The sequence below is a fragment of the Pseudarthrobacter phenanthrenivorans Sphe3 genome (assembly GCF_000189535.1).
Classification (GTDB): Bacteria; Actinomycetota; Actinomycetes; order Actinomycetales; family Micrococcaceae; genus Arthrobacter; species Arthrobacter phenanthrenivorans.
This window is the reverse complement of sequence record NC_015147.1, coordinates 1-23969: the sequence shown is the minus strand read 5'-3', so window position 1 is coordinate 23969 and position 23969 is coordinate 1. Positions and strand designations below refer to the sequence as shown.

The window sequence follows — 23969 nt, the reverse complement described above, 5'->3', positions numbered from 1 at the left end:
GCTATCAGTTTGATAGCAACTCCGTATCACCTGGGGGCTGCGAACGCGGCCCTCGTCAATGATCGCTTGGCAGTGAACAATCTGCGCGAGGTTGCGTAGGTGCCCGTTTGGGCCGTGACGGTCCTCTAATCAGGATGAGCCCGACCCACAAGCGAACGGCTGCAGTATCAGCAGCCTGTTGACTTACATTCAAGCGACCGTTCAAAAACGACCGTTTCTGACCCGCTGTCGGCAGGTCTCCGACAAATTCGAAAAAATCCACATACCGTTGGTCAAAACTGGTTTTCGAAATGAAAGCTGGTCAAAACCTACGGTGGAGGCTTTTTGACGTGTCCGGCAACGTAATTGGGTATGCGAGGGTCAGTACTCGCGGGCAGTCGCTGGACTCCCAAGTGGACGCACTCGTCGCTGCCGGGGCCGTGCGCGTCTTTCAGGAGTACGCTTCCGGCGCCACCCAAGCAAGGACGCGCTGGAAGGAATGCCTGGACTACCTGCAACCAGGCAACGTTCTCACGGTTACTGACCTGACCAGGCTAGGTCGTAGTACGGCTGATCTGGCTGACATAGTGACGGTGCTGGGACAGCGGGGGATAGGTTTCCGTTCCCTCGCTGAACCGTGGCTGGACACCACCAGCGCACACGGAAAGCTCATTTTCGATATGTTCGCTTCTCTTGCCGAGTACGAACGATCACGGTTGTCCGAGCGAACGAAAGCAGGTCTCGTTGCGGCGAAAGCTCGCGGCCGGCTCGGCGGCCGCCCTCGGACGATGACTCCGTCCAAAACGGACGCCGCCCGGCAGCTGCGCAGCCAGGGAAAGACTCTGAAGGAAACAGCTCAAATCCTCAGCGTCAGCGTCTCCTCACTGACTCGGGCCCTAAGCCTGCCCGAGTCAGTCCCAGAAGTTGTATCCGAAGCCGCATAGCGCCTCTATTTTTGGAATAGCTTTCGGGGCGGACAGATGACGAGGAATGGTGAAGCTTCGGTCCACGGGGGAGCGAGCCGCAGCTACCCTGACAGGCTTGGTAGGCCTTTGAGTAAGGCCAGTTCCGCCGCACGGGTTTTTGGGTGGAGGGTTCCCTGTGTGAAGTCGTAGACAAAGAGGGCCATCTTCACTTGTTCAGCGAATTCGATAGATGCAGCCGAGTAACCAGACAAGGAAAAGAAGAGGGCTGTCTTCCCTTCGGCGGTGGCCACACCGAAGATTTGCCGCACCAACGCGGGCCCGACTGGGGCAGCGTGGTGCTTGACTTCAGCCACGTAGCGGCTTGAAACTACATCCGCCCCGCCGTCACGGGTTGCCGGAGATACCTGACAGCCGGATTCACCTAAAAACAGCATCCAATCCCTTGCCAGGAATTCGGCCTGTCGATCACTGCATGATGCCATGGCGGAAGGTTGCGGCCCACAAGGGGTCCACGCTAACTCGCGGCGCGGCCTGTCGCGTACATGACCGGCCGGAACCGTGGCGATAGGCCGACTGAATTCATACCAAGCATCATTGATCTCCGATCCGAGTCGGCGCGCCAGTTCGGACCGGAGATCCTCACGATGATCATGGTGCGGATCATGCCTTGCCCAATATTGTTCCTTCGCCCTGTAATAGCGTTTCTCCCGCCTGGAGGCGATGACCCATAGCGCCACATAGCAAGTCCAAAAGGTGATTACGGCGGCAAGGATCCACTGATACTTCGCCCCTGCGCCCGCTAGCATTGCAATGGCTACGACGGATGGAACGACACTGCATATCCCTACGAGTGCCATGAAGTTCTGGGGGAAACTAGGCTTCCGCGGCGGCGCTGGGAGCCGACCAGGAGATGGAAAGATTTGCTCCACCCTCCAACGAGCCCATTCGTCCATGTATTGATCGTTTGGATCTGGGGGGATTCCTTTGCGGACAATATCGTGTGCCAGCTCTTTGATTTCCTCGTCCAGGCGGGAGTAATCGATCTTCAGTCCGTCCAGCCTGTAACCCCACACAATTCCTCCAGCTGCTGTCAGGTAGATGCCTGGCCATATCAAGCGCAAGCGTATAGCGAGTTCGACCAAATTCAGACTTTAGGCCGTGGCGCGGAGACGAGGAAACCTCCGGGGAACGGCAATGCGGCCTGTGACAGATTGCCACCCTGCTGGCAGCCGTAGGGCCGACACGCTATCGTCGTTGATTCCATTTGGATTCATGTGTCCCATGTCCATATGCGGCTGCACTGGTTGATGGGGTCGTCGATCTGTTGCATGCCGACGTTACTTTCGCCGCTTGAGAGCCCCGGAGCGCGTCCGTCCGCAGCGCGTATCTGTGCGGCCCGTTATGAGCCGGGTTGGCTCGCGGATGTACGCTGCGGCTCGTTGTGCTACTTGCACTTATAAGTGAAAGTGGATTACTCTGAGGGAAAGCTAAGGAAAGTACGCCGAGGGAGGCGAAATGTCCGCACTGTTGGATAGAACTGAGAAAACAGTCGTCGCCACAACTGAGCAAGAGAACGCCCAGGCGAGAGAACTTATTGCGCGGCTGCGTGAGAAAACGACCAATGAGTCGCCTCGGTTGGCGCTCAAAAACGCCTCAGGCGATTCCGTGGAGGCTCCAGAGGAGCTAACGGCTCTCCTTCGTAAGGTTGTAGAGGCGATGGGTCGGGGTGCAACCGTCACCATTGGAACCCTTCCCAAGGAATTGACCACGACTACAGCGGCGAAGATGCTTGGAATTTCGCGTCCGACCCTGATGCAGCTGATACAGAAGGGCGAGCTCCCCGCTCATAAGGTCGGATCACACACTCGCGTATTTGCTGAAGATGTGCAGAAGTACAGAGAAGCCAGGGCAGCTACCCGCAGACAGGGCATCGATGAACTTCGAGCACTTGAGGACGAATTGGGAATTGACGATTAATCCGGACTGGTGACCGCCGAAGATGTAAAGTGCTCGCTATGAGCTCGGCGGTCACCATTGTCCTGTTAGACGCAAATATCCTCTACGCACGGACGCTTCGCGATTGGATTGGCCTCTTGCAGGGAGAGGTGCCGGCACTCTTCACCGTGGTGTGGACGGAGGACGTCATGGTTGAAACGCTGTATCACCTCCGCAAGAAATATCCGCTGTGGTCGGAAGAACAGATTGGCGGCCTTCGCCGGAAGCTTGAGAAAGCTTTCACTGGAGGGCAAATCACCGGGTATCAGATTGATGCGTCATTGGAGTATCCCGATATCGGAGATGCCCATCTCCATGCCGCAGCCGTCCATGGTGCTGTAGACATAGTTGTCACGAGGAACGGGAAGGACCTTCCCTATGGTGATGACCTTCCCTATGAAATTTACGAGCCAGACGACTTCTTGATACTCGTTGACGACGCAGCCCCGCAGGCTGTTCGAGCCGTGACAGAGTCACAGCTTTGTTACTTCCACAAGAAGTCCTCACCAGATGAGGGTATTGACCTTCCCCTCCGCTTGAATAAAGCGGGAGCACCGAAGTTCGCTGCACGGGTCAGAGACCATCTGCAACACGTGGATATGAGCATCTTGACGAGAAAAGAAGACGCGGAGACGCCTGACGGAGACGTTGTTTCAGTTAGAGGATGAGCGTCTGTCTAAGGTGCCTGGCAGGAACTCAAGCTTTTCCGAGTTGTACCAAGGTCCAAGGAAGTGGGACACCGCGCAAGATCATATGATTCAGAGACGCCGGCTCATTCCGACTTCGGCCTAGAGAATCGTTCTGGTAGTTCTCAGTCGTGGTTGTGGTGCCCTCTGCCGTAGTAAAAACCAACCGCGGCTGCGGCAAGCGCCTGAAGACCAGATGCTCCTGCGATGGCCGCGGTGAACTTTTCCATAGGCATGTCAGTCAACAGAAAACACACGAATATGCCGAGGTACACCAATATCAGTGCGCCGAGGATGCCTAGTGCCAGCGTTCTACGTGTCTTGTCGGTATGGGTAGGCTCCGGAATTGTTGGGTTTTTGAAGACCTCTTTGGCCTCGGGAACCACGTCTTCGGTGATGTAACCGTCATTAGACCCGGGGACCAGATTTTCAGTCAATTCTGCGCCGGGCTCGGGTTCGTCAGCAGGCGACGTTGCCCCATCCGGGCTCATTCACCTTTCTCCAGGCCGTCGCCCTCTTCGCTGAAGACCACGAACGCGCCCTCGATACCTTCAAAGGCGGGTACGACGTCTTCAGCAAGAACCTCGACATCGGGAGATGTGCCCGCACTTGCGTGAGTGCTGTGGGCTCCCATCTCTATGGTTACCCGGCATTCCCTGCCGACCTTGGCCGCGAGGATGGCAGCAAGGTTCATGAGTGCAGCATTGACGGTGGGGTCTGCCAAAGGTTGCTGACTTGAGGAGTCGTTAGAAGCCACGATTCCCCTCCAATCCCTGGCGGGGCCAGGCGTAAGGCGGGGGGAGTAGGCCCCGCGGTGTACAGAGAAAGGGTACCATGGGTATGTATCTGAGGCACGTCTGATGTGCCTCTGATGTTGATGATAGGTTGACAATAGGCGCATGGGAGGCATAATAAGGAGCGTAGGTAGTCGATAGTCAGTCGAAAGGATCTACAAGATGAACACCAGCAGAGCCTAAGAACAAAAGCCCCGCAACAACGTATTCAGCGCCACACACGCAAACCGCCACACACGCAAACCGCCACATGCCACGACCACCCCGCACGCACTATGAACACCGCCAGAGGCGGTCTTTTTTCATATCCGAAAGGTCTCGGATAATAATCCGCGCGGGAGTATTAGCAGGGAGCCCTCATGTCATCCAAAACTAACTCCGAAACCGCACTCGTCCGGCTGAACATCAACCTGACCAAGGAATCCGCCGCTGCCCTGAAGAAGCTTGCTGAAGAGCAGGGTATCTCTGTGACCGAAGCAGTTCGCAGAGCCATCGCTGTCCTTAACTTTGTTCAGGAAGAGCGGAAAGAGGGACGAAAAATCCAAACTATGGAACCAGATGGCAAAGACCGTCGGGAACTTGTCCTTATGTAATAGGCCTTGGAGTTTGATGCCCTGACCTTAGGGCGGATAGTAAAGGCGGGAACCCGGCAGCAGCCTGGTTCCCGCCTTTCGGCATTCTGGTGTCTCTACCTCGTGAGAGCGAGACGGGCGTTTCCTACCAGCGGGGTCAGCTTTGCTCTGGTCTATCCCGATAGGCGGTGACCGACCCTGGAGCCAGGTAATCGCTGAGATGGAAGCCGCAGAGAACGATTAGTCACCTTTGCTTGCAACAATGTGGAGTCGTGTACAAAGAAGCTCTAGCTAGAGGAGATTCGAATGAGCTCTGGTGTCCCTTTAGGTACCTTTCATTGTGTTGAGACTAGGGATGCCGTGGCCCGGACACGGGACGGGTGGCCCTATTTTGCAGCTAATTCCCGTGGCGTTACCGCCGATGGACAACCGCTGTTTGAGATCCAGTTCGGCGACGGCCAATGGATGCTCGCGGTTTTGGCTGATTTGTCCTCTTGATCAGGAATCCCTCCGGCCCTAACGCGCCAGCGGAAGCTCCGTTGGCCATACAACTTACTCGTTTGGCGCCTCGCTGCATGCCAAGGAGGCCGGCCCTCGGTGAAGTATGAGGGTGCCCGCTCGCGGTCGTTCCTGGGCTCGTCGAGAATCTCGCACGTTAGCGCAGAAGGACCAGCTACTCTACTCGAGAAGGAATCCACTGCGTCTAATGATCGTCGCGCCCGATGATTCCGCTTTCGGCCATTCGCCCCAGTAGTCGCAGGAGAACTGCTCCTTGACGCTCAGAGGGAACCTTCCCCTGGCGGAGACCAAACATCTGCACGAGATCCTTCTCAGTGGGGGACATCGGGACTTGGGCCCGATGGACCATTTCCCACACCTGCGGTTTGACGGCAAGGACGCGCTTGACCACCTCGAAGCCAGAGTCCATCGCGCGTTGCTTGCGGTCGTCGGCGGCTTGCCCCCGTGCCTCGTCGGCGGTGACGAGGTCGTCCCTGATGCGACCTTCCAGTCGAACGCCGACCTTTTTGAATCCCTCCCAGCATGCCTGCTGCTTCGCCCACTGCGTTACGTTTGCCTGGGGACGATTCGGGTCGGTTAGATGCCGCTGCGCGGCGTGCGCGATCTCGATGAGCGCCGCAAGTGTCGGGTCACTTACCGCCTGGCGCTGCCAAACTCGATCGAAGTCGAAGTTGGCTCCGCCGAACCGGACTCCAATCTCCAGCGCAAGGCGAGAGATCGCGTACGCAACTATGTTCGCGAGATAGCCGGGAGCCGCCTTGTACCAATCCTGCTTGAGAATCTGGGAGCGTAGCGTCTCGTACATAATCGCCTTGCCGACGCCGGCGCGGAAGTAACCGTCTCCGTATGCGTCCGCACCCTTGCCATCGTCCTTCGTCCACTGCGTATCTACCTTCGTGGCGTAGTCGGCGAATACGGACTGGGCACCCTTGCTGACGAGGTCAGGATGCTGATTCCAGCAGTAATCGTACTTGGCCCAGTCAGTCTTGGTGATGCGTTGGGACTTTGGGTACTCCAACTCGAATTTTGCCTGTTCACCGGCGGATCCTCGCGCAGTACGGTCGTTCTCCCATTGGCCCCTAGCGCGCTCGTAGAACCACCCGGTCTGGTACTGGTGTCCCTCTTTCGCTGGCGCTTTGAGACGTCGGCTGATTTGTTCCATGCGGATGTGGAACTCATGCGTGGAGAAAAGATCCGCTGCGCTTACTCTGTTCTGGCTGTTCGCGTACTTCGCGACCGCCTGCACCACGGTTGCGGAGTCGGATTCGCTGACCGTTACGAGTTTCATCTGGATGGAAACTTCGTCGATGATGTCTTCGCTCTTGTTGTTGCGAAGGAAGTGTGCAATCGAGGCGGTCGTTTGGCCGCCGTTTACGATCTGCCAGCGGTCCAGACTGCGGATGGTCGTCCCTTCCGGCGAGCGACCGAGTTCGACCTCGGTCGCTGTCGTCGTAAGCCCGTTGTTATAGGCCAGGAATCGTGCTGGCTCCTGAGCCAAGGTGCTCTGGATGCCGCGGTTCACCTGACCCCTTGCGCTCAAAAAGGTCCGGACATTGGATTCCAGAAGCAGGCTGCCGTATTCGTCGAACACTTCAGCAAGGACCCGGGCTGGGATGACGGCTAGGTAGGTCCGTGTGGTCTGGTCGTTACTGGGGGCGACCAGACAGGGAAGACCATCGGACAGCCACTTCGTAAAGTCGACGCGGATGTCTTCGCTGCCGCGCTCCGGAAGAGTAGCGTCGACGATACGCCGCTGATCCCAGATCTCGTATGTAGTCTTCAGACCGGCAACCGTGCCGCTATCAATTGTGCGAATGCGGCCGCTCATCAGACCATCGGTGATAAGGATGACCCGAATCCTGGCGATTTTGCCGCTTCCGATCTGCTTCGAGAAGTAATCGGCGTACTCCCATTCGCGCGACGACATCTCCAAGTGTGTTGTCAGCCAGCCGTCGACAGCCGCCTCGATGTATCCGGTGGCGCGTCCGATGGCGTCCTTGGCATCGGTCATAGTGAGCGTCGCGTCCCTGCCGAAGTATCGTCCGGCAAGGATAACCAGGGACTGCTCGAGTGGACTCTCCGCATACCCAAGCAGTTCGAGACGCTTTCTTCGCGGCCCGTTGCAGCGAAGTGGCTCGACATTTAGATCTGCTACGGCTTCCGCATCTTCGAGCCTTCGGGCGAACACCGTGGCGAACGCCTCAACCTCGAACGCGCCGTCGCCGGCAACAGCCTCGACCTTGATCTCGTTGCGGAGGTCATCAACTTCGATGCTCACGACAACTTCATCTCGCTGAGAAGTTCGCTGAAGGGGGCCGCGAAGGGGGCCAGTCTCGGTAGTTCGAGGGAGTAATGGACATCAATTATCCCGGCGGGAAGTGAAGGGATGTCTAAGTGCGGGAATCCCTGTTTCACTGAAAACCGTCGCCAAACGCCGGGCATGAAACGGTACTTGTCGTACCACTCATCGGAGAGGTCCAGAGTAAGAGCTTCCAATGCTGCATCCCACTTGTCCGCGGCACCCGGGCCGGCAGCCGCGACCACTTCGCCGGTTTCCTGCACATACGCGCGGAACGGAAACGCTACCGTGGCACCATCCGGGGCGTCTTCGACTGGCAGCACGAGGAGATCGAGCGGCTGATCGGAGGGCACGAGTTGGCTCGGGGACGACACCCGGATGGTTCCGGGCGGCTGGTGAGTCGACTTCACCTCGATCCCGCGCCCATTAGCGAACGTAAAGTCATGGACGCCCAGTCCAGCCTTCGCCCAGGGCCCCCGCCAGGCCGTCACGGCATCTTCGACGCTCATTCCGGCCGTAATGATGGCGCGCAGGAACAACAGCTCCGCAAAGATCCCCCGCACAAGGGCCTCAGAAAGACGACCGCGGCGCTGGCCGACGAACCGCCGATACTCCTCAATTGAGCGGATCAGCACCTCAGCACCCTGGTCGACCGACGTCGAGGCGGACACTCTGCCTAAGACGTACTCGACCAGCTTAAGGAACAGGGGCGGTAGTCCCCGGTCAGCGGCGGTGATCTGGACATAGTCGTTGTTCCCGCTCCGCGTTGTCTTTACCGAGAATCCCTGCCCGTCGCTGACGACCTGCGTTGGGGTGAGCGAGACACGGACGAATAGCGCTGCACGGCCATTATCATTCACTGCGGCAAACATAAAAGGTGTTTGGGCGATGACCATCATCCGCCCACTCTCTGCGGCGAGCACCTGTTCGAACAGCGGCCCCACGAGAGAAGCGTCCATCAGTTCTCGTCCTCGTCGACGTCGTCACCCAGGTCTTCAACGAAGCCGTTGTAGGCGCGCCAGTACACCTGATTGACTCGGTATGTCTTGGATTCGCGAGTCGCGTCCTCAATTTCTTCCTGAGTCATCTTCGGGAACGCAATCGCCACGGCGATCCGCTTCAAGCCTGTTTCAACCCGTGTGAGATCCGAGGAGTCCTCATGGGCTGCCGGATCATCCGCGGTGACGGCGTAGATCATCAGTATCGGGTGATCGATCCAAAGGAGTGTGCGCGCCTGCGAGGACATTGCCCTGCCGTCCGCAGTGGTGCGGGGCTCGACATCCATCGCCTTGCGCTCCTGCTCGAGAAGCGACCCGATGAGGTCCCCCGCGGTGGATACGCGCCGGCGGTCGAGACGGATGTGCCCGTCCAAGCGGCTACGACCCATCTTGTTTCGAACGCTCATGGCGACTTCGAAGTCCTTGCCGAAGTGGTGGTGAGGCTGCCCTTTGCCGCTACTCACCAACACGACGCTCCAGCGATCGCTTCCGGGCACAACTTTGAAGGCATCCGTGATCGGCAGAGTCCCGTCCCCGCCTCGACCGAATGTCTGGCTACGTTTGTCGCCCTGAAAGGTTCGGAAAAAGTCCTGCACTGCGTCGAGGGGAACGTTCTGCCAGGAGTCGAACCCGTCGCTCGTCTTCACCGATTTGCCGGGTCCGAGCCGTGTGATCAGCGCCTCAACGGCTGCCTGATTTAACTGGTCCACCTCAGCGTCGCCGGTGAGGTCGTAGGATTCCGCGAGTTTGTTCTCCCAGACGGTCGGTCCGATCTCAATAACCTGCGTGTCGCGCCCCTTGTTCGCAGCGACGATAGCGACGCTGTCGGGATGGACGCGCACCCGCAACCCGAAGTCCCTCGGTGTGAGTCCGCGCGCCTTCATGTCGAGGAGCGTTTCCCGCAGCTCGTCGGTGACTTCAGCGGAGTGTGCGAAATCCGCGCGCGTCGTCTCCGGCATCCAAATGCTCACGAGGTCATCGAAGCCGGGGCGGTAACCGAACCAGCGCCCCATCTGCATGAGGGTATCCATTGTGCGGGGTTCCCGGACGAAGTAACTTACTTGGAGGCCGTCTAGGGTGAGACCGCGTGAGAGGATGTCACCGCCGACCACGATCTTCGGGACAAGGTCGTCAGCTTTCCGCTCAGCGACGGTCATCAGTTTTCGGCGTTGCGCGCGTTCCTTCGCGGTATCGCCGTTGATGAGCTCGATCCGGAATTCCGGTGCTATCTCGACGAGTTTCTCTGCGACGTCATTCCAGGCAACGTCGGTCACGTGAGCGAATCGAACATTCCACACGTCCTGGATCCTCTTGGCTGCCAAGCTTCTGGTTGCGGTCCGCCGAGCAAACTCGCCAAGGACCATCGCGACTGTCGCCTTCAGAAACAACTCGGCCAGCTCGGCAACCCGGCGCTCTACGCTCTTGAACCGAGAAACGTTGATGAGCATCGATGCGGCTTTTACCTTACGATCACGGATGCGCCGCACCGCAGTCCCGAGAAGGAACTCGATTATTGCGGTCTCCATGGACTCAGGGAGCGTAGCGACTGGGTGGTGATTTTTGTGCTTGATCGGGATGATTGCGAGACAGTCGTCGACCTCAGTGTTGATCGCGGCGTGGCCGCCCTCGGGGAAGTACGTGCCGAGCCCGCGGTATGTGCTCGGCGGGAACATAGCCCTGATGTAGTCGCTCGGGAACAGGTCGTTGAGCACACTCCCCGGACCGCTGACTACAGGCTCGCCACGCCTCGGCTTCTCAACGAACTCGAACTCTGCCTGATCGTTGATGAAGATGTTGGCAAATGGGGTGGCCGTAATGGCCAGGTAGGAACTGCGCGTCGAGACATCGAGGAGTGCGCGGATCGCCTTGTTGACGCTCGTCGGGTCTGTCTTGTCGCGTGTGTTCGGGCTTCCCCAATCTGATTCGTCGTCCACAACGATGAGGGGGATGTCCAGCCGACCACCTGGTGCCTGGCTCTTAATGTACGTGCGGATGTTATCCAGGAGTGAGGGCGTCTTCTTGGTGATGAACACCGTCGGCAGTCCGCCCTCGACCCAAGTGATGCTTGACCCACGCTTTGACTTTGAGAAGTCGTGCCGAACCGTCGTCATTAAATGGGCGCGCTCACGGTGAATCTCACCCACGCCCACATACCGAACAGCAGCATTGCTGATTCCGTCTTCCCACGTTTCGGAATCTATTCCGAGCAAGTCGGTGTCGAACCTCGTTTGTGTCTGCTGCCTCAAGTCCTCGGTGTGGCCGCCGATGACGACGATCACTTTGTAGCCGTAGTCGAGCGCCTTGTTGAGGACGCCGAGGTAGGTCGCCGTCTTTCCGGACTGCACCTCACCCATGAGAAGGCCACGTCGGGGCCACTTCCCGTCGACCTGCATCGGATCGCCTAGCAGCTCGACTACATCATCAGTCTGGGCGTCGAGCGTGTTGATGACATTCGCTTCCCAGTCCCGGCTCACGAGCAATTTCTTGTACGCGTTCCAACGACGTGTCTCGACCTCGTCGCGGCGTTGCGCTATCCATGACCGGAAGGTCGCCGGATCGACGATGGAGTCACCCAAGGCCATCTCTACAGCGTTCTCCTGGGTCAGCTCCTGGAGGACTTCGCCGATTTCGATCGCGGTGAGGTCCTCGAACAGCAACGCGGCAAAGCCTGCGGCTTTCATCTCTAGTTCGTCGAAAGTCATCGGACGGACTACGTTGAACAACTGATCCTTGAGGTACCTCTTGAAATCGGTTTGACGGTCATTCAGTGACATCGGCGGCCTTCCAGACGAGATCGACAAGGGTGTTCAAATCGTCACGGCTGTTGAACGGCTCGACGCCGGCCAGTTGCGTCACGGCAATTTTGGGGTCTGTGCTGAATAGCCCTGACCGCCGGATGTTTCGGAGGCTTGCGATGAGTGCCTCATTGTCAGGCTCCGAGGTAATCGAAGGGACGTTCGCGGCGACCTCGACGTAGGCGTCCATGAGAGGGAAGGTGCTCGCGATGGTTTGTAGCAGGCCTACCACTCGTTCGGCGTTATCGGTGTCGAGGCGGGACAGGACCGACTCGACGAGCGGACTTTCGAGGTTCACCTCGTAACCAAAGCCGTCACGGGTCTTCAGCTTCGTCCAGACGTGCGCGACTTCGGTGTTCTCTCGCCTGCCTCGAAAAGTGTGGACTCTGCGCCCCCGATTGAGGATCGGATCAATAAGTTGTCGGAGTCGCAACTTGAAAGACTGTGGTGGTTCCGCTCGAGATTTCTTGATGTCGAGTTGCCATAGCGCGTCCAGTGCACTCGGCACATCAACTTGGACGCGGGTCTGCTTTGACAGTTCATTCATGCGTGCTAGGCCGTACCAGTGACCGTGCGAGATAAGCCTGCGGTTCCTGTATACGTAGAACCCTTGTGCCTCGCGCATGCCCTCGCCGAGGTCTGGCCGTTGCCGTTCCACGGGCGTAAGACCAGAGGGGTGCGGGAGCGTGAACCCTTCTACGCGCACTTCTTCGCCGCCGATTTGGAGAATCTCCGGTGCGGTGCGTTGGGTCTTCGGGTTGTCGGACAGGAACGGGTCGGTCGGCCGCACGGGAAGCCCATTGATCGTGATGCTGATCCGGTCGCGGCGATCAGCGAGAAACCGATGAAAGACGAGCGCGAGGCTGGAACGAACTCCACCGAGCCGTTCGGCGAGGAAGGGACCTGGCGATGTTGTGTCACCCAGCAGTAGATCCAGTTCGTTCCAAAGTACGAGCGTCCCACTGAGCTGGTCATCAAACTCGGTCCACAAGGGCAGATCTCTGAGGTCGGTCTCATCAAGGACGTTGAGGAGCCACTTACCCTTTTCGCGCACGAAGTCGATGTCCCAGCGTAACGCGGTGACCGTGCCTGCATGCTTAGTGATCAAGGTCAGGCAGCGCGCCTGTGAAAGCGACGCCGTCTTGAGGCCAAGACCAAAACGACCCAGGTCCGTATCTTTGCGGTCTCCAACGGTACCTGCCAGTCGCAATGCCTCGCGAGCGTCCCTTGGGGTCATGCCGGATCCATCGTCCAGGATCGCGAGGTACTTGCCCTCGACGACGTCTGCGTCAATGACGATGTGGTCTGCTTCCGCCGTGATGCTGTTGTCGATGAGGTCGGCGACAGCGGCTTCGAGTGAGTAACCAACAGAGCGCATGGATTCGAGCAAGTTGACGCCCGGCTCTAGGATCTCCGGATCCATTTCCCCCCTTGGTTCATCGGCCGCTCGTAGTAGGTAGGCAACCGATGCTCCGATTACGTCGTCTTGATCTGTTCTGATTCAAGAACCTTGGTGAATTCGATGTTCGGTTCTATCGAGGGGTATGGAATACCGGCAAATGACTTGAACAGCGCGGTAAAGATGGCCTCTGCCGCCTTAACCGGGACGGCCATTCCGACCTGCTTCCTGACGCTCTCCTTAAGTCCCTCAAAGGCGAAGTTATCCGGGAAGGACTGAAGACGAGCCCTCTCGCGATTGGTCAATGCCCGATCCAGCACCCAGTGATAGATGTAGGAACCGCCACCCCCGGCTCCCGTCACTGTGTACGCCGGCTTGTCCGGGTCTAGTCGTTTATAGGTTGTGCTGATCGTCGTGCGCGTCTTGATGTGGAGCCGTTCGGGCATCTCCTGAAGGGCGCGAGGAGAGAAGGCGTGCTCACCAGGGAGCAGGTAACTTAGCCGCTCGGCGACCGTTGCGGATGGACGGACAAATTGGTGATTGGGAGCGCTCAGAGGGATCGGCGGAACCGTCAAAGCCGATTTCGCACTTACGTCGATGTCGTTATAAATTTCCGGCGACGGAACGCGAAAATCGGTCTGAAGGTCCTCGCGGATTCCAACGATGACTATCCTTTGCCGTCGTTGTGGAACGCCGTACTCGTCAAACGAGTAAAGGTGCGGGACGATCCGGTAGCGAGGGCCATTGTCGGGGGCCTGAAGGTGCTCCAGAATCTGCTTGAAGGCCTTGCCCTCGTTCGCGCCGCGAAGTCCTGACACGTTCTCGGCGACAAACCACTTGGGCTGCTTGGACGCCAGGACCTTTACGCCATAGCTATACAGCGGACCGTAATCGCCGCGAAGCCCCTTCCATTCCCCGACGAGACTGTAGTCGTTACAAGGGAAGCCGAACGCGAATCCGTCGATCTCTCCGAGGGCCTCGATGTCGAGAGTGTGAACGTTTTGATGGACGACGCCTCCGCCAGCAGCCGGAAGGTCAGCCGCAGATTCAACCAGCTTTGCGTCATCGCCATATTCAGGCACCAAGATGTTTCGCTTGTAAGTTTTGCAGGTATCGAGGTCATAGTCGTTCGCCCAAGCGTGTCGGAGTGCGACGCCCTCGACAGCCTGCGCTGCAAGCCGCGCGCCGAGTGCCATGCCGCCGGGGCCACTAAATAACTCGCCCATGCGGTAGGTCTGGCTGATCATCTGCGTTGTTCCTTGGGTCGGATTGGAGGGGGCGCGACCATCAACCGTCAGTTGCCCGGTTGACAACGCTGCCGCCTCCACTAGCAACGCCACCAACGTAATTCAGTGCGGGTTTGGCAACCCTGACCGCTTCCCCGCCAGTGTATTGGTCTTGACGCACATTTAAACACGCTGCGTAACGGGCGGTCGTGAGCGACACAGGTGATCTGCACGGCTGCTCGCTCCGGTGCATGTCCGACAAAGAAAAGCGGACCCGTTCCAGCGGCCCGGGGTGACTTTATATGGTGCATGGTTTGGGGCGATTCGGCTTCTCGACGGCGGAATTGGGCAGTCGTGGAGGTAGCTCCCGAAACAACCCATAAGGACCTGACTGTGGGCAACAGCACGGTCGCCCGTTCCCGGTCCGGGCGGCTATGCCGCGGTTGCGTCCACGTCGTCGGAGATGGCCGCAAGGAGCCACTGGTCCGACAACGGGTCTCTGCGCAGCTCAAACGTCCGCAACGCCGAGGTTGAGGTCAAACGCACCTGAACCTTCCAGTTCTCGATGTCTACCAGGTTCCCAATACCGACGGGTGCGCGCTTGGCGGTGTTCCACCAATTCGCGCGCGTAAACCAGCGCACTGGTTCGGCGGCTACTGCCCAGATCCGGCCGTCGTACCTGACGGCCAAGGGAATACCTTTGGCGGTAAATCGGACCTGCACCGGGACGTCCGGGGGGTTGTCACTTGCTGTTCTTGCCACGGGTCCGCTCTCCCAAATTCCTGTTCATCATTTCCTCACGGCGGGTGACCGCCGAACTCCACACCCAGGTACGGTACGTGACCGGCCCGTCCTTCCATGTCACTTCGGCTGCTTTCGCTGTCCAGGCGAAGACTTCGCCGTCCACCAACTCTGCGCAGTTTGGGAACCGGATCCACGCCTTTACCGGGATGCCGGGATATCCGTTCTTGACCGGGAAGTGCTCGAAATCGAGCTCTTCCACGGTCAGGCCGATCGGGCCGGCGCGCCGTGCGTACTGCGCCTGCAGGGCTGCAGCTTGCTCGGGTCCCATACCATAACCTTAGAACATACATTCGAATAGACACACCAAAGGATGGCGGCCTGGGTATGGCCGCCGCTTCTGATGATGGGGGAGGGGTACGACAAAGCCCGGGTTTACACCCACCGGAAGTGGCGTCCACAGTGGTGCAACCCGCCGAAGCGCCGTCGTCATCGGTGCCTGTTGTTCAATTCAGGGGGGACCCTGACGTCTGCAGGGTCCAACTCCGGTCTGGAGCGCCGGTAGCCGACAGGATGCCGGAAGGACGTGCCGGACCAAGCGACGTCGGCCGAGATTTCGACTACGAACGGTTCGACCAAGGTCAACCGCGCGGGGCCTTTGTCCCTACTGAATCTGTTCAGGGAGGACTCGCTGATCTCTTCCGGCCAGGGATGCCCATGCCCGGCTGCTTGGAGGTATCGGCCCAGTTCGCGCCCGACCTTAGTGGACAGGACCGTGGACCGGCCGACAATCTTCAGTTCGCCGTCTATGGGCAGGCCGGCGATGATGGCCTGCGGCTGGGAGACTGGCCCGATCACTGCGGCACACACCACGTCCCAAACATCTTTGTGCTTGAGCTTCGACCAGATCCTGGCTGCTTCGTAGGGCTGGGCGCCACCCTTGAACACCAAACCTTCGATTCCGGTCGCGGGAAGATCCCGGAGCCAGGTCTTGGCCAAGTCCACGTCCGTGGTGATGGGGGAGAGGTGCAACGGCGCCGCCCAGTCCCGGGCGAGCTCCTCGAGCAGCTGCCGTCGCCCGCTAAACGGAACAGCCCGGGTGTCCTGCCCGGCGACGGCCAGGACATCGAAGGCCACGAACGAAGCGGGCAGCTCAATGGCCACCGCCGGAAGCGCGGCCCTGGAGGTGACCATGCGCCGCTGCAGCGCATCGAAATCCAGCCGGCCCCGGTTCCAAATGACGGCTTCACCGTCCAGGACCACACCGGGAGGCAACTGCTCTTCGAGAGCCGCCGTTGCGTCCGGCAGGATTCGGGTAAGTTCCTTGCCCTGTCTGGACCACAGCGTCACCATGCCACCGTCATTAAAGGCAGTAGTGCGGAAACCGTCCCATTTGGGTTCTGCGCTTAGGCCCCCGGGCAGTGCGTTGCGGCCGGGGAAGGTCTTGACGAGTTTCGCCAGGGCGACCGCGACTGGTGGCTGCAGTGCCGGCGGAAGGGACTCGGCCATGCGCCAAGCCTAAAGGAGAAACCAGCACCAATGTCTGTGCCGGCTTTTACTTGGCCGTAGGGCCTTCCGTAGCGGCGTCCTCCGCGTGGACGCGGCGGAGTAATGCCGCCATGCTCCGCACAGCGGCCGGATCTTCTTGCCAGGGCTTCCTGCCTCGTGAGCAGGCATGAAAACCGGTGACAGCTGACTCTTTCGCTGCCTCGGCGAGTTCGGACCAGGCCGCGTTCAGATCTGCCATCTGCTCAGGAGTCACCGGATCCTGTTCCTTTGGCTCAATGGCCGCTACGAAGACGGGACGACCAGCAGCCGCTGCGGGCGTGCGCCGACGGGCGAACCGGCTCCAAAGACCCATCGGCTTTCCCTTCGTATCAACACTTCAATGACCGTCCAAGGCAAAGCAGAGGCCGCAACCGGTACGGTAGGGGCCCTCTGCCCCGGGGTGTAAACATCCTGCTGCTTACGCCTTCGAGCATGCCACACGGGGAAGTGATAGTGCAGGCTCGCGGGGCTCGCCCTGGTTTCCGCTGCGCTTCAACCAGTTGATGGGCGTCCGCTGGCGCGGCCGGCTGTTGGGTCCAGGGCGCGCCGTCGCAGAGCTCCGGACCCCCTGAACCTGTGTGTCTACGACGTTTTGGCTGCTGTCCTTCGGATTGTACGTGCCCGTTCCGGCCCCTCTAGCCCCTTCGTTCCTCCGGGGCCTGCGGCCCGGGAAAGTCTTCTCCGGCGCTCCTTCGTCGCTTATTTCCTCCGAAGATTTCCCGGGTCTTGCCCTGGCGGGTAGACGGGCCTGCACGTGCACAGCTCCGCAAGCTTCGCCAGCAGCCAAAAACAACGGGGGGAGCGGGGAGCTGGCCGGTCACCATTGGTCGCCCCACCCACCCCACTTCTCGGCAAGAAGGAGCAACACCATGAACGCAGTAACCAAGAAGACCGTGACCCTCGCGGACACGGAGGAAACCATCGACGGTGTGACCGTGCTGGGGGATTACCACATGAACGGCGGCTACGACTGGATGGAACTTATCGAAGAGCACGGCTGGGCCGTGCTCTCCAGCTGGGGCTGTGACGGCTGGGACCTGGGCCAGTGGCCCTACGTCATGGTCGCCGTCACCCGCACCGCCGACAGCATCGGCAACCTGTTCGGCATCGCCACCTACTGCGAGGGCGACGTGACCTGCACCTACTACCGGACGAAAGCCCGCCTGTGGGACGCCATCACAGAGCAAGCATTCACCCACTGGAAGAACGGGCAGGCCCAAGGCCCGGCAGACCTGCCCGAGGCCGCCGCAGAACTGCCCAGCCGGCACCGGATGCCCTACGCCGTGAGGGACGCCGCCTAACCAGCACCGACAACCGCTGCACTGCCCGGCCACGAGCCGGGCAGTGCAGCCCCCACGACTTCAAAGGAAACAGCACATGAGCAACGACACCACCGCCCTTAAGGGCATCACGGCCCTGGTCTACCGCGACGCCCTGGGCACGGACTTCTCGAACCGGGGCATCTCCGCCCGCGTCATGGAAGTAACCGTCATTGGCGAGGGCATCGACCCGGTTTGCGAAGCCACCGAGGAACGGCCAGCCGTCCGGCTCGTAAAAAACGAGCACTCCCACCGCGAAACCGTGATCCACGCCGAGCCGGTCACCCCGGAAGGTGAACCCGCCTCGTGGTACATGTTCGGCGGCACGTTCATCTTCAGCAGCGACTCGAGGTTCCGCAGCGCAGCCGGACACTACGGAGCCGTCCCGCTGCACGACCGCCGCGAATAGGCCCGGGGGTGGCCGGTCTTTCGGGGCCGGTCACCGCGGGCGGTCCGCCGTCGTGGCGGGCTTTCGTTGGTGGTCGCCGGCGGCGGACCGCCAATCCCGCAGTAACCAGGTGCACGGTTGGCGGCCGTCGGCGGCAAGCCATGGGCTGTGGTGCCGTTGGGTTGTCCCTGGGCAGGGGAGTGGAAGGGCAGGCTCGCTGGGCTCGCCCTGGTTTCCGCTGCGCTTCAACCAGTTGATGGGCGTCCGCTGGCGCGGCCGGCTGTTGGGTCCAGGGCGCGCCGTCGCAGAGCTCCGGACCCCCTGAACCTGTGTGTCTACGACGTTTTTGGCTGCTGTCCTTCGGATTGTACGTGCCCGTTCCGGCCCCTCTAGCCCCTTCGTTCCTCCGGGGCCTGCGGCCCGGGAAAGTCTTCTCCGGCGCTCCTTCGTCGCTTATTTCCTCCGAAGATTTCCCGGGTCTTGCCCTGGCGGGTAGACGGGCCTGCACGTGCACAGCTCCGCAAGCTTCGCCAGCAGCCAAAAACAACGGGGGGAGCGGGGAGCTGGCCGGTCACCATTGGTCGCCCCACCCACCCCACTTCTCGGCAAGAAGGAGCAACACCATGAACGACTTCATCAAATTCACCGGTCCGGCCGACATCCTGGCCTTCATCCCGCACACGCTGGGCGAGACCCCGGCAGAGTCCTTCGTCGCGATGACGGTGCAGGGCAACAAGCTCGGCGCGACCCTGCGCGTGGATGCCCCGTTCGGGCAGGACCCGGTTGGTTACGCCCAAACCATCGTCAGCTACCTGACCGCCGACGAGGCCGCTACCGGCAGCCTGCTGGTCATCTACACCGACGAGGCCACCAATGACGGCGCCCGCCCCTACGCCGGACACGTGGAGGCACTGCGCAGGGAACTGGAAACCGCAGAAATGCCGCTGCAGGACGCGTGGCTGGTGACCTCCGAACTGTGGCGGAACTACCACTGCACCGACAGCACCTGCTGCCCTGCCCAGTCGCTGGACACCATCACCACGAGCAACGGCAACGCCGCCCTGATCTACCGGGGGAGCGCTGTTACCGGGTTCACCGCCCCTGCGCCCTTCATCGGAGACGAGACGGCACACGAGGCTATCGCTGCGCACAAGCCCGACGGCTGGCCCGAAGACCTCGAAGCAAGCCGGGCAGCATGGGCCAAGGTGCTGGACGACCCCAAGAGCCTGACGACCGGGACCGCGCACCAGCTGGCAGGAGCGCTGCAGCACCCCACCATCCGGGACTACATGATGAGTGACATCGTCCCCTACGCCCCGGAGCAGTTCACCTCCATCATGCTCGGTGTGTTCCTGAGCCGCCCGGACTGGGCCCGAGTGGACACCGCCCAGGAAGTCGCCTTCGAGCTGATGAAGGCCACCCCGGAAGGCCAGCGCGCCCCGATGCTGTGCCTGATCGGCTGGCTGGAATGGCTCAAAGGACGGTCCAGCTTCGCCGCCCGGTACTTCAAGCTCGCACTGGAGGACGTGGACGGATACCGGCTGGCGGAGCTGCTGGGCGAACTGGTCAACCGTGGCCTCATTGCGGATTGCACGCGGGACCCGAAAAAGGCCTATGACCGCCGCCTGAAGCGCTAGCACCGACACCGGGCCGGACTCCACTGCAAAGAGGGGTCCGGCCCTCATCGTTGGATCGTCCCCAGGTGCGCGGCGGCCTCCCCCGCTGCGCACTGAGGAGAATTGCAACTGTGGCAGGGCAGTAGTTCCTGGCTTACCCGCATGTTGACGTTCGGCACAGGACCGGATCTGTATTGGAGGAGATTTGTCGGTTCGATTGCTCTGCCCGTCTCGAACCAAAGGTTTGGCTATGGCGAGCCTGATGTTTGGAGACAGGCCAACTGCCGAGAATGAGACTGTGGCAGGGGAGCAGTTCCTGACTTGCCCGCTGCGTGACGTTCGGTACTTGGTGCATGAATCTGTCTATGCGGAGATCTGTCGGTACAGCTGTCCTGCCACTCACCTAGGGCGACCGGGCCGGACGGAGTCGTGACTTGATAGGAACGTGCAGCTTAGCTTTTCAGTGCTTTGTCCGCCCGGCCCGGTCAATCGTGCTCGCCATTCTCAACCTCGACAGGAATGAGGCGGCATGACTCTGACAACGACACACCCCGCCAAGGCTGTAACCATCGGAGTGGACACCCACCAGCTGGTCCACCATGCAGCTGCAGTAGATCAGGACGGGCGAATGCTCGGCGACCGAGAATTCCCCTCGGACCGCGGGGGCTACCAACAACTGCTGGACTGGGCAGCAAGCTTCGGCATCATCAACGCATTCGGCATCGAATGCACCGGATCCTACGGCGCGGGCCTGACCCGGCACCTTCTCGCGGCAGGGATCGATGTCGTAGAGGTAAACAAGAGCCACTCTCAAGTCCGTCACCGCGTCGGTAAGAGCGACGCTGTCGACGCTGAAGCTGCTGCCCGCAAAGTTCTCTCTGGTGAATGCACAGATCCAGCGAAGGACACCACCGGAGCGGTCGAAGCAATCCGCAATCTTCACCTGGTCAGAGACTCTGCGATCAAGGCCCGCAGCGCGGCATGTGTTCAGCTGCGGGATGTTCTGCTCACCGCACCGGATCATCTCAGGACCAGGCTGACCGCCAGAACCCTCGAGGGCAAAGCCACTCAAGCCCGCGCCCTGCGGCCGGATCTGAGCCGGATCCACGAGCCCGAGCAGGCAGTGAAATACGCACTGCGGGAGCTCGGCCGCCGCGTTTACGAGCTCACGGCCGAAATCAACGAGGTAGACAAGCATCTGACTCGGCTGGTCTCCGCCGTGGCACCCAACACCCTGGCGCTGCCCCAAGTCGGCCCCGTCAGTGTCGCCCAACTACTCATAACCGCCGGTGAGAACTTCGAGCGCTTCCGCAACGAAGCCGCGTTCGCCCGGCTCTGCGGCGTCGCTCCCATCCCCGTCTCCTCCGGGAAATCACACCGCATGCGGCTCCACCGGGGAGGCAACCGCCAAGCCAACAGGGTCATCTACCTCATAGCCATCTGCCGACTTCGCTATGACCCAAGGAGCCAGGCATACCGTGACCGCAAACGTGCTCAAGGGCACTCATCAGCCGACGCCATCCGCTGCCTCAAACGCTTCATCGCCCGCGAGCTCTACTACAGCCTCAAAAGGGACCTGACCCAGACAAGATAAGGGCAACCTGGAAGTCTGGCTGACAACGAGGAAGACTACTCGGCGCGTCTCTTGCTGCGGCTTGCAACTAGACCAGCTAGAAGGGCACCAATAAGAGAGAGGACTAGGGGCGATTTGGCCCCTTCTATCAAGATGTACACCAGCAGCGGGTAGTGTTCCTCGCCGGCACGGGGTCCTCCTGATGCAAGCGGGGTGGCCCACAAAGCAGCGACAGTCAGAAGTGCAAGAGCGACAAGGCGGGCGGGTGTGCCGTGTACGAGCAGGCGGTATGTGAGGACTGCTGCAAGCCCGACAAGAACGAGACAGAGCCGCCACACGTACGGCAACCAGTCGCCGGGAACTCCAACAGCGCGCCCATCGAGACCCAAGACAGCATGAATCTCGGACAGCTGCAGCTGCATCGTGAGGTAACCCGTCAAGCAGATCACCACCAAGGAACCGACTCCAGCGATTACAACTGAAAGCGCCGAGCTTCGCTTCGAAGTTGAAACCGTACTCCCCGTAGCCGGGCTATCCGTCTTCTCCATTGAAATCCCCCATTTCATTCTTCCTATGACTCTAAACCTCGCGGAAAACTTTTCGGACAGCGGACAGTCTCAAACTGGCTGACAGTCCAAGGCGCTAAGAAGCGACTGAGGGGGACTGTCCGATAAACGGTGTGTGGAGTCCGGCCGGTTTTCATTGTTGAGTGGTTCTTTCGAACCGGCCAGCGAAGGTAATAGCGAACGCGTTTAGCGCAGGCTTCCACCTCATCACCCAGCGTGCACGGCCACCGCCGGTTGGATCAAGAGATCTGGTGACCAGGTATAGGCATTTCAGGGCAGCGGTCTCGTTCGGAAAGTGCCCGCGGGCCCTCACCGCCCTTCGGTAGCGTGCGTTGATCGACTCGATCGCGTTCGTCGTGCAGATGACCCGTCGGATCTCCACGTCGTACTCCAGGAAGGGCACGAATTCGGCCCAGGAGGATTCCCAGAGCCGTACGATGGCCGGATACCGCTGGCCCCACTCGGCAGTGAATTCGGCGAACCGGTCCTTCGCCGCCTGCTCGGACGGGGCCGTGTAGACCGGCTTGAGCGCCTTGACGATGCCGTCGCGGTGCTGGCGTCCGGCGTAGCGGAAGCTGTTGCGGATCAGGTGCACGATGCACTGCTGCACCACCGTCCGCTCCCACGTGGTCGTGATCGCCTCCGGCAGGCCTTTGAGCCCGTCGCAGACGGCGATCAGCACATCTTCCACGCCCCGGTTCTTCAGCTCCGAGAAGACCTGCAGCCAGAACCGGGCACCCTCGCCACCGTCGCCGGCCCAGATGCCCAGGATCTCCCGCTCCCCATTGGTGGTGACGCCCATAACGACGTAGAACGGGGTGTTGCGCACCTGCCCGTCACGGACCTTGACCACGACCGCATCAACGAACAGCACCGGATAGATCGGATCCAAAGGCCGGGCCGACCATTCGGCCAGTTCTCCGGCGACTTTCTCCGTGATGCGGCTGATGGTGTCTTTAGAGACTCTGGCCCCGTAGACCTCCTCGAAGTGGGCGGCGATTTCCCCGGTCGTCAGCCCCCGGGCAGAGAGGGAGAGCACGATCTGGTCGATCCCGTCCAGACGCCGTTTCCGCTTGGGCACGATCACCGGTTCGAACGACCCGTCCCGATCCCGGGGCACCTCAATCTCGACCGGACCGATCTCGGTCAACACGGTCTTTGACCTGGTGCCGTTGCGCATGTTGGCTGCGATCGGTGTCTGGCCGTGCTCGTGGCCGAGGTGCTCTGTCAGCTCGGCTTCCAGAGCGGTCTCCAGCACATTTCTCGTGAGTTGGTTCAGCAGCCCGCCCGGGCCTACCAGGCTCACGCCCTGTTCCTTGGCCTGCGCGAGCAACCGCTCCGCAAGCTCCTTCTGATCGATGATCTCTCCCGTCACAGGATCGATCATCACCCCTGCCATCTCGGACGTGGACTCTGACACGGCCGTCTCCTTTCGGATCAGGCCGGACTCCACACACCGTTATTCAGACAGTCCCGACTGAGGCCGTTTCCACCGATAGGAGCCGGGCGTAGTTCAGACACATGCTCAGGCTTTCATTGCCGGGAACACGAGCACCGGACAGAGAAACCGACTCACCCTCGGATACGGACGAGCTGTCAGGAAGGACCAATGACTCACCATCGAACTTCGTACCTTCAGGAAAGACCAACGTGTAATCATCACCGTCGTCCGCGCGGACGATAAAGCAGCCCGCTCCATCATTATCGAGACGTCCCGTAAGCTGGGCGTCTTCTCTCGGAGCGGTTGACGGGCCAGAATGCACTACGGCCTTTTTGCCACCCTCACTAAGAAGCAGCTCTGTTGGTAACTCCTGCACCACAGAAGGCGAGCTGCTGGCCGTCGGAGAGTCTTGGGCTACCGCGGAGCAGGAAGCCAGGGAGAACGCAATGATGGTCAAAGCACCGAAGGAAAGTGTGTGTTTCATTTCTGTCCCCAATCAGAATGAGCTGTGTTGCCCCAGCCTAAAGCTGAAGCGGAAACGAGGCACCGATTCAGACTTGACTGCAACTAAATCGGTACAGGGGTTGTC

The 23969-nt window shown here is 60.2% G+C and carries 20 protein-coding genes; 8 read left to right on the top strand and 12 right to left on the bottom strand.

Annotated features, from left to right (window positions below):
• Positions 1–329: 329 nt before the first annotated feature.
• Entirely contained in the window at positions 330–923 is a 594-nt protein-coding gene (locus ASPHE3_RS20790) for a recombinase family protein (protein WP_041653739.1), read from the top strand.
• A gap of 83 nt (positions 924–1006) precedes the next feature.
• On the opposite strand, the gene ASPHE3_RS22205 is transcribed toward ASPHE3_RS20790, so the two are convergent.
• Positions 1007–2047, bottom strand: a complete 1041-nt coding sequence (locus tag ASPHE3_RS22205) for a restriction endonuclease (RefSeq protein WP_148258213.1) — start codon at positions 2045–2047, stop codon at positions 1007–1009.
• Between the two features lie 373 nt (positions 2048–2420).
• Between ASPHE3_RS22205 and ASPHE3_RS20785 the strand changes: the two genes are divergently transcribed.
• The gene (locus tag ASPHE3_RS20785; protein ID WP_013603133.1) at positions 2421–2882 is read left to right on the top strand and encodes a helix-turn-helix domain-containing protein; all 462 of its coding nucleotides are present in this window, start codon (positions 2421–2423) and stop codon (positions 2880–2882) included.
• A gap of 38 nt (positions 2883–2920) precedes the next feature.
• Positions 2921–3568: a PIN domain-containing protein gene (locus tag ASPHE3_RS20780; RefSeq protein WP_013603132.1), complete on the top strand. Its 648-nt coding sequence runs from the start codon at positions 2921–2923 to the stop codon at positions 3566–3568.
• 143 nt (positions 3569–3711) lie between these two features.
• Here ASPHE3_RS20780 and ASPHE3_RS20775 read toward each other — a convergent pair whose 3' ends face one another.
• Entirely contained in the window at positions 3712–4077 is a 366-nt protein-coding gene (locus ASPHE3_RS20775; RefSeq protein WP_013603131.1) for a hypothetical protein, read from the bottom strand.
• Entirely contained in the window at positions 4074–4343 is a 270-nt protein-coding gene (locus tag ASPHE3_RS20770; protein WP_148258212.1) for a hypothetical protein, read from the bottom strand. Before ASPHE3_RS20770 ends, ASPHE3_RS20775 begins: the two co-directional genes overlap by 4 nt.
• 396 nt (positions 4344–4739) lie before the next feature.
• On the opposite strand from ASPHE3_RS20770, the gene ASPHE3_RS20765 reads away from it, so the two are divergent.
• Positions 4740–4973 carry a ribbon-helix-helix protein, CopG family gene (locus ASPHE3_RS20765; protein WP_013603129.1) on the top strand — a complete coding sequence of 78 codons (234 nt, stop codon included), beginning with the start codon at positions 4740–4742 and terminating at the stop codon, positions 4971–4973.
• A 682-nt stretch (positions 4974–5655) separates the two neighbouring features.
• On the opposite strand, the gene ASPHE3_RS20760 is transcribed toward ASPHE3_RS20765, so the two are convergent.
• The 8 genes from ASPHE3_RS20760 to ASPHE3_RS20725 all read right to left on the bottom strand — a co-directional run bounded on the left by ASPHE3_RS20760 (position 5656) and on the right by ASPHE3_RS20725 (position 16438).
• Positions 5656–7749 carry an AIPR family protein gene (locus ASPHE3_RS20760; protein ID WP_013603128.1) on the bottom strand — a complete coding sequence of 698 codons (2094 nt, stop codon included), beginning with the start codon at positions 7747–7749 and terminating at the stop codon, positions 5656–5658.
• Positions 7746–8729 carry a PD-(D/E)XK motif protein gene (locus tag ASPHE3_RS20755; RefSeq protein ID WP_013603127.1) on the bottom strand — a complete coding sequence of 328 codons (984 nt, stop codon included), beginning with the start codon at positions 8727–8729 and terminating at the stop codon, positions 7746–7748. Before ASPHE3_RS20755 ends, ASPHE3_RS20760 begins: the two co-directional genes overlap by 4 nt.
• Positions 8729–11542, bottom strand: a complete 2814-nt coding sequence (locus ASPHE3_RS20750) for a Z1 domain-containing protein (RefSeq protein ID WP_013603126.1) — start codon at positions 11540–11542, stop codon at positions 8729–8731. Before ASPHE3_RS20750 ends, ASPHE3_RS20755 begins: the two co-directional genes overlap by 1 nt.
• Positions 11529–12986, bottom strand: coding sequence for an ATP-binding protein (locus ASPHE3_RS20745; protein WP_013603125.1), 1458 nt, complete (start codon positions 12984–12986; stop codon positions 11529–11531). The genes ASPHE3_RS20750 and ASPHE3_RS20745 overlap by 14 nt, the downstream gene beginning before the upstream one ends.
• Before the next feature lie 53 nt (positions 12987–13039).
• The gene (locus tag ASPHE3_RS20740) at positions 13040–14209 is read right to left on the bottom strand and encodes a DNA cytosine methyltransferase (protein ID WP_013603124.1); all 1170 of its coding nucleotides are present in this window, start codon (positions 14207–14209) and stop codon (positions 13040–13042) included.
• 411 nt (positions 14210–14620) lie between these two features.
• A complete protein-coding gene (locus ASPHE3_RS20735) occupies positions 14621–14911 on the bottom strand; it encodes a hypothetical protein (RefSeq protein ID WP_041653737.1) in 291 nt (96 codons plus the stop codon).
• Between the two features lie 19 nt (positions 14912–14930).
• Positions 14931–15260 (bottom strand): hypothetical protein, encoded by a 330-nt coding sequence (locus ASPHE3_RS20730; protein WP_013603122.1) that lies wholly within the window; start codon positions 15258–15260, stop codon positions 14931–14933.
• 158 nt (positions 15261–15418) lie between these two features.
• A complete protein-coding gene (locus ASPHE3_RS20725) occupies positions 15419–16438 on the bottom strand; it encodes an ATP-dependent DNA ligase (protein WP_013603121.1) in 1020 nt (339 codons plus the stop codon).
• Between the two features lie 908 nt (positions 16439–17346).
• Between ASPHE3_RS20725 and ASPHE3_RS20715 the strand changes: the two genes are divergently transcribed.
• From ASPHE3_RS20715 to ASPHE3_RS20700, 4 genes are all read left to right on the top strand, one after another.
• The gene (locus ASPHE3_RS20715; RefSeq protein WP_013603119.1) at positions 17347–17778 is read left to right on the top strand and encodes a hypothetical protein; all 432 of its coding nucleotides are present in this window, start codon (positions 17347–17349) and stop codon (positions 17776–17778) included.
• A gap of 76 nt (positions 17779–17854) precedes the next feature.
• A complete protein-coding gene (locus ASPHE3_RS20710) occupies positions 17855–18205 on the top strand; it encodes a hypothetical protein (protein WP_013603118.1) in 351 nt (116 codons plus the stop codon).
• A 602-nt stretch (positions 18206–18807) separates the two neighbouring features.
• Positions 18808–19821, top strand: a complete 1014-nt coding sequence (locus ASPHE3_RS20705) for a DUF4192 domain-containing protein (protein WP_013603117.1) — start codon at positions 18808–18810, stop codon at positions 19819–19821.
• Positions 19822–20329: 508 nt separating this feature from the next.
• Positions 20330–21394 (top strand): IS110 family RNA-guided transposase, encoded by a 1065-nt coding sequence (locus ASPHE3_RS20700; protein WP_013603094.1) that lies wholly within the window; start codon positions 20330–20332, stop codon positions 21392–21394.
• A 678-nt stretch (positions 21395–22072) separates the two neighbouring features.
• Here the strand turns inward: ASPHE3_RS20700 and ASPHE3_RS20690 are convergent.
• Positions 22073–23326 carry an IS256 family transposase gene (locus ASPHE3_RS20690; protein ID WP_041653295.1) on the bottom strand — a complete coding sequence of 418 codons (1254 nt, stop codon included), beginning with the start codon at positions 23324–23326 and terminating at the stop codon, positions 22073–22075.
• Positions 23327–23969: the final 643 nt, after the last annotated feature.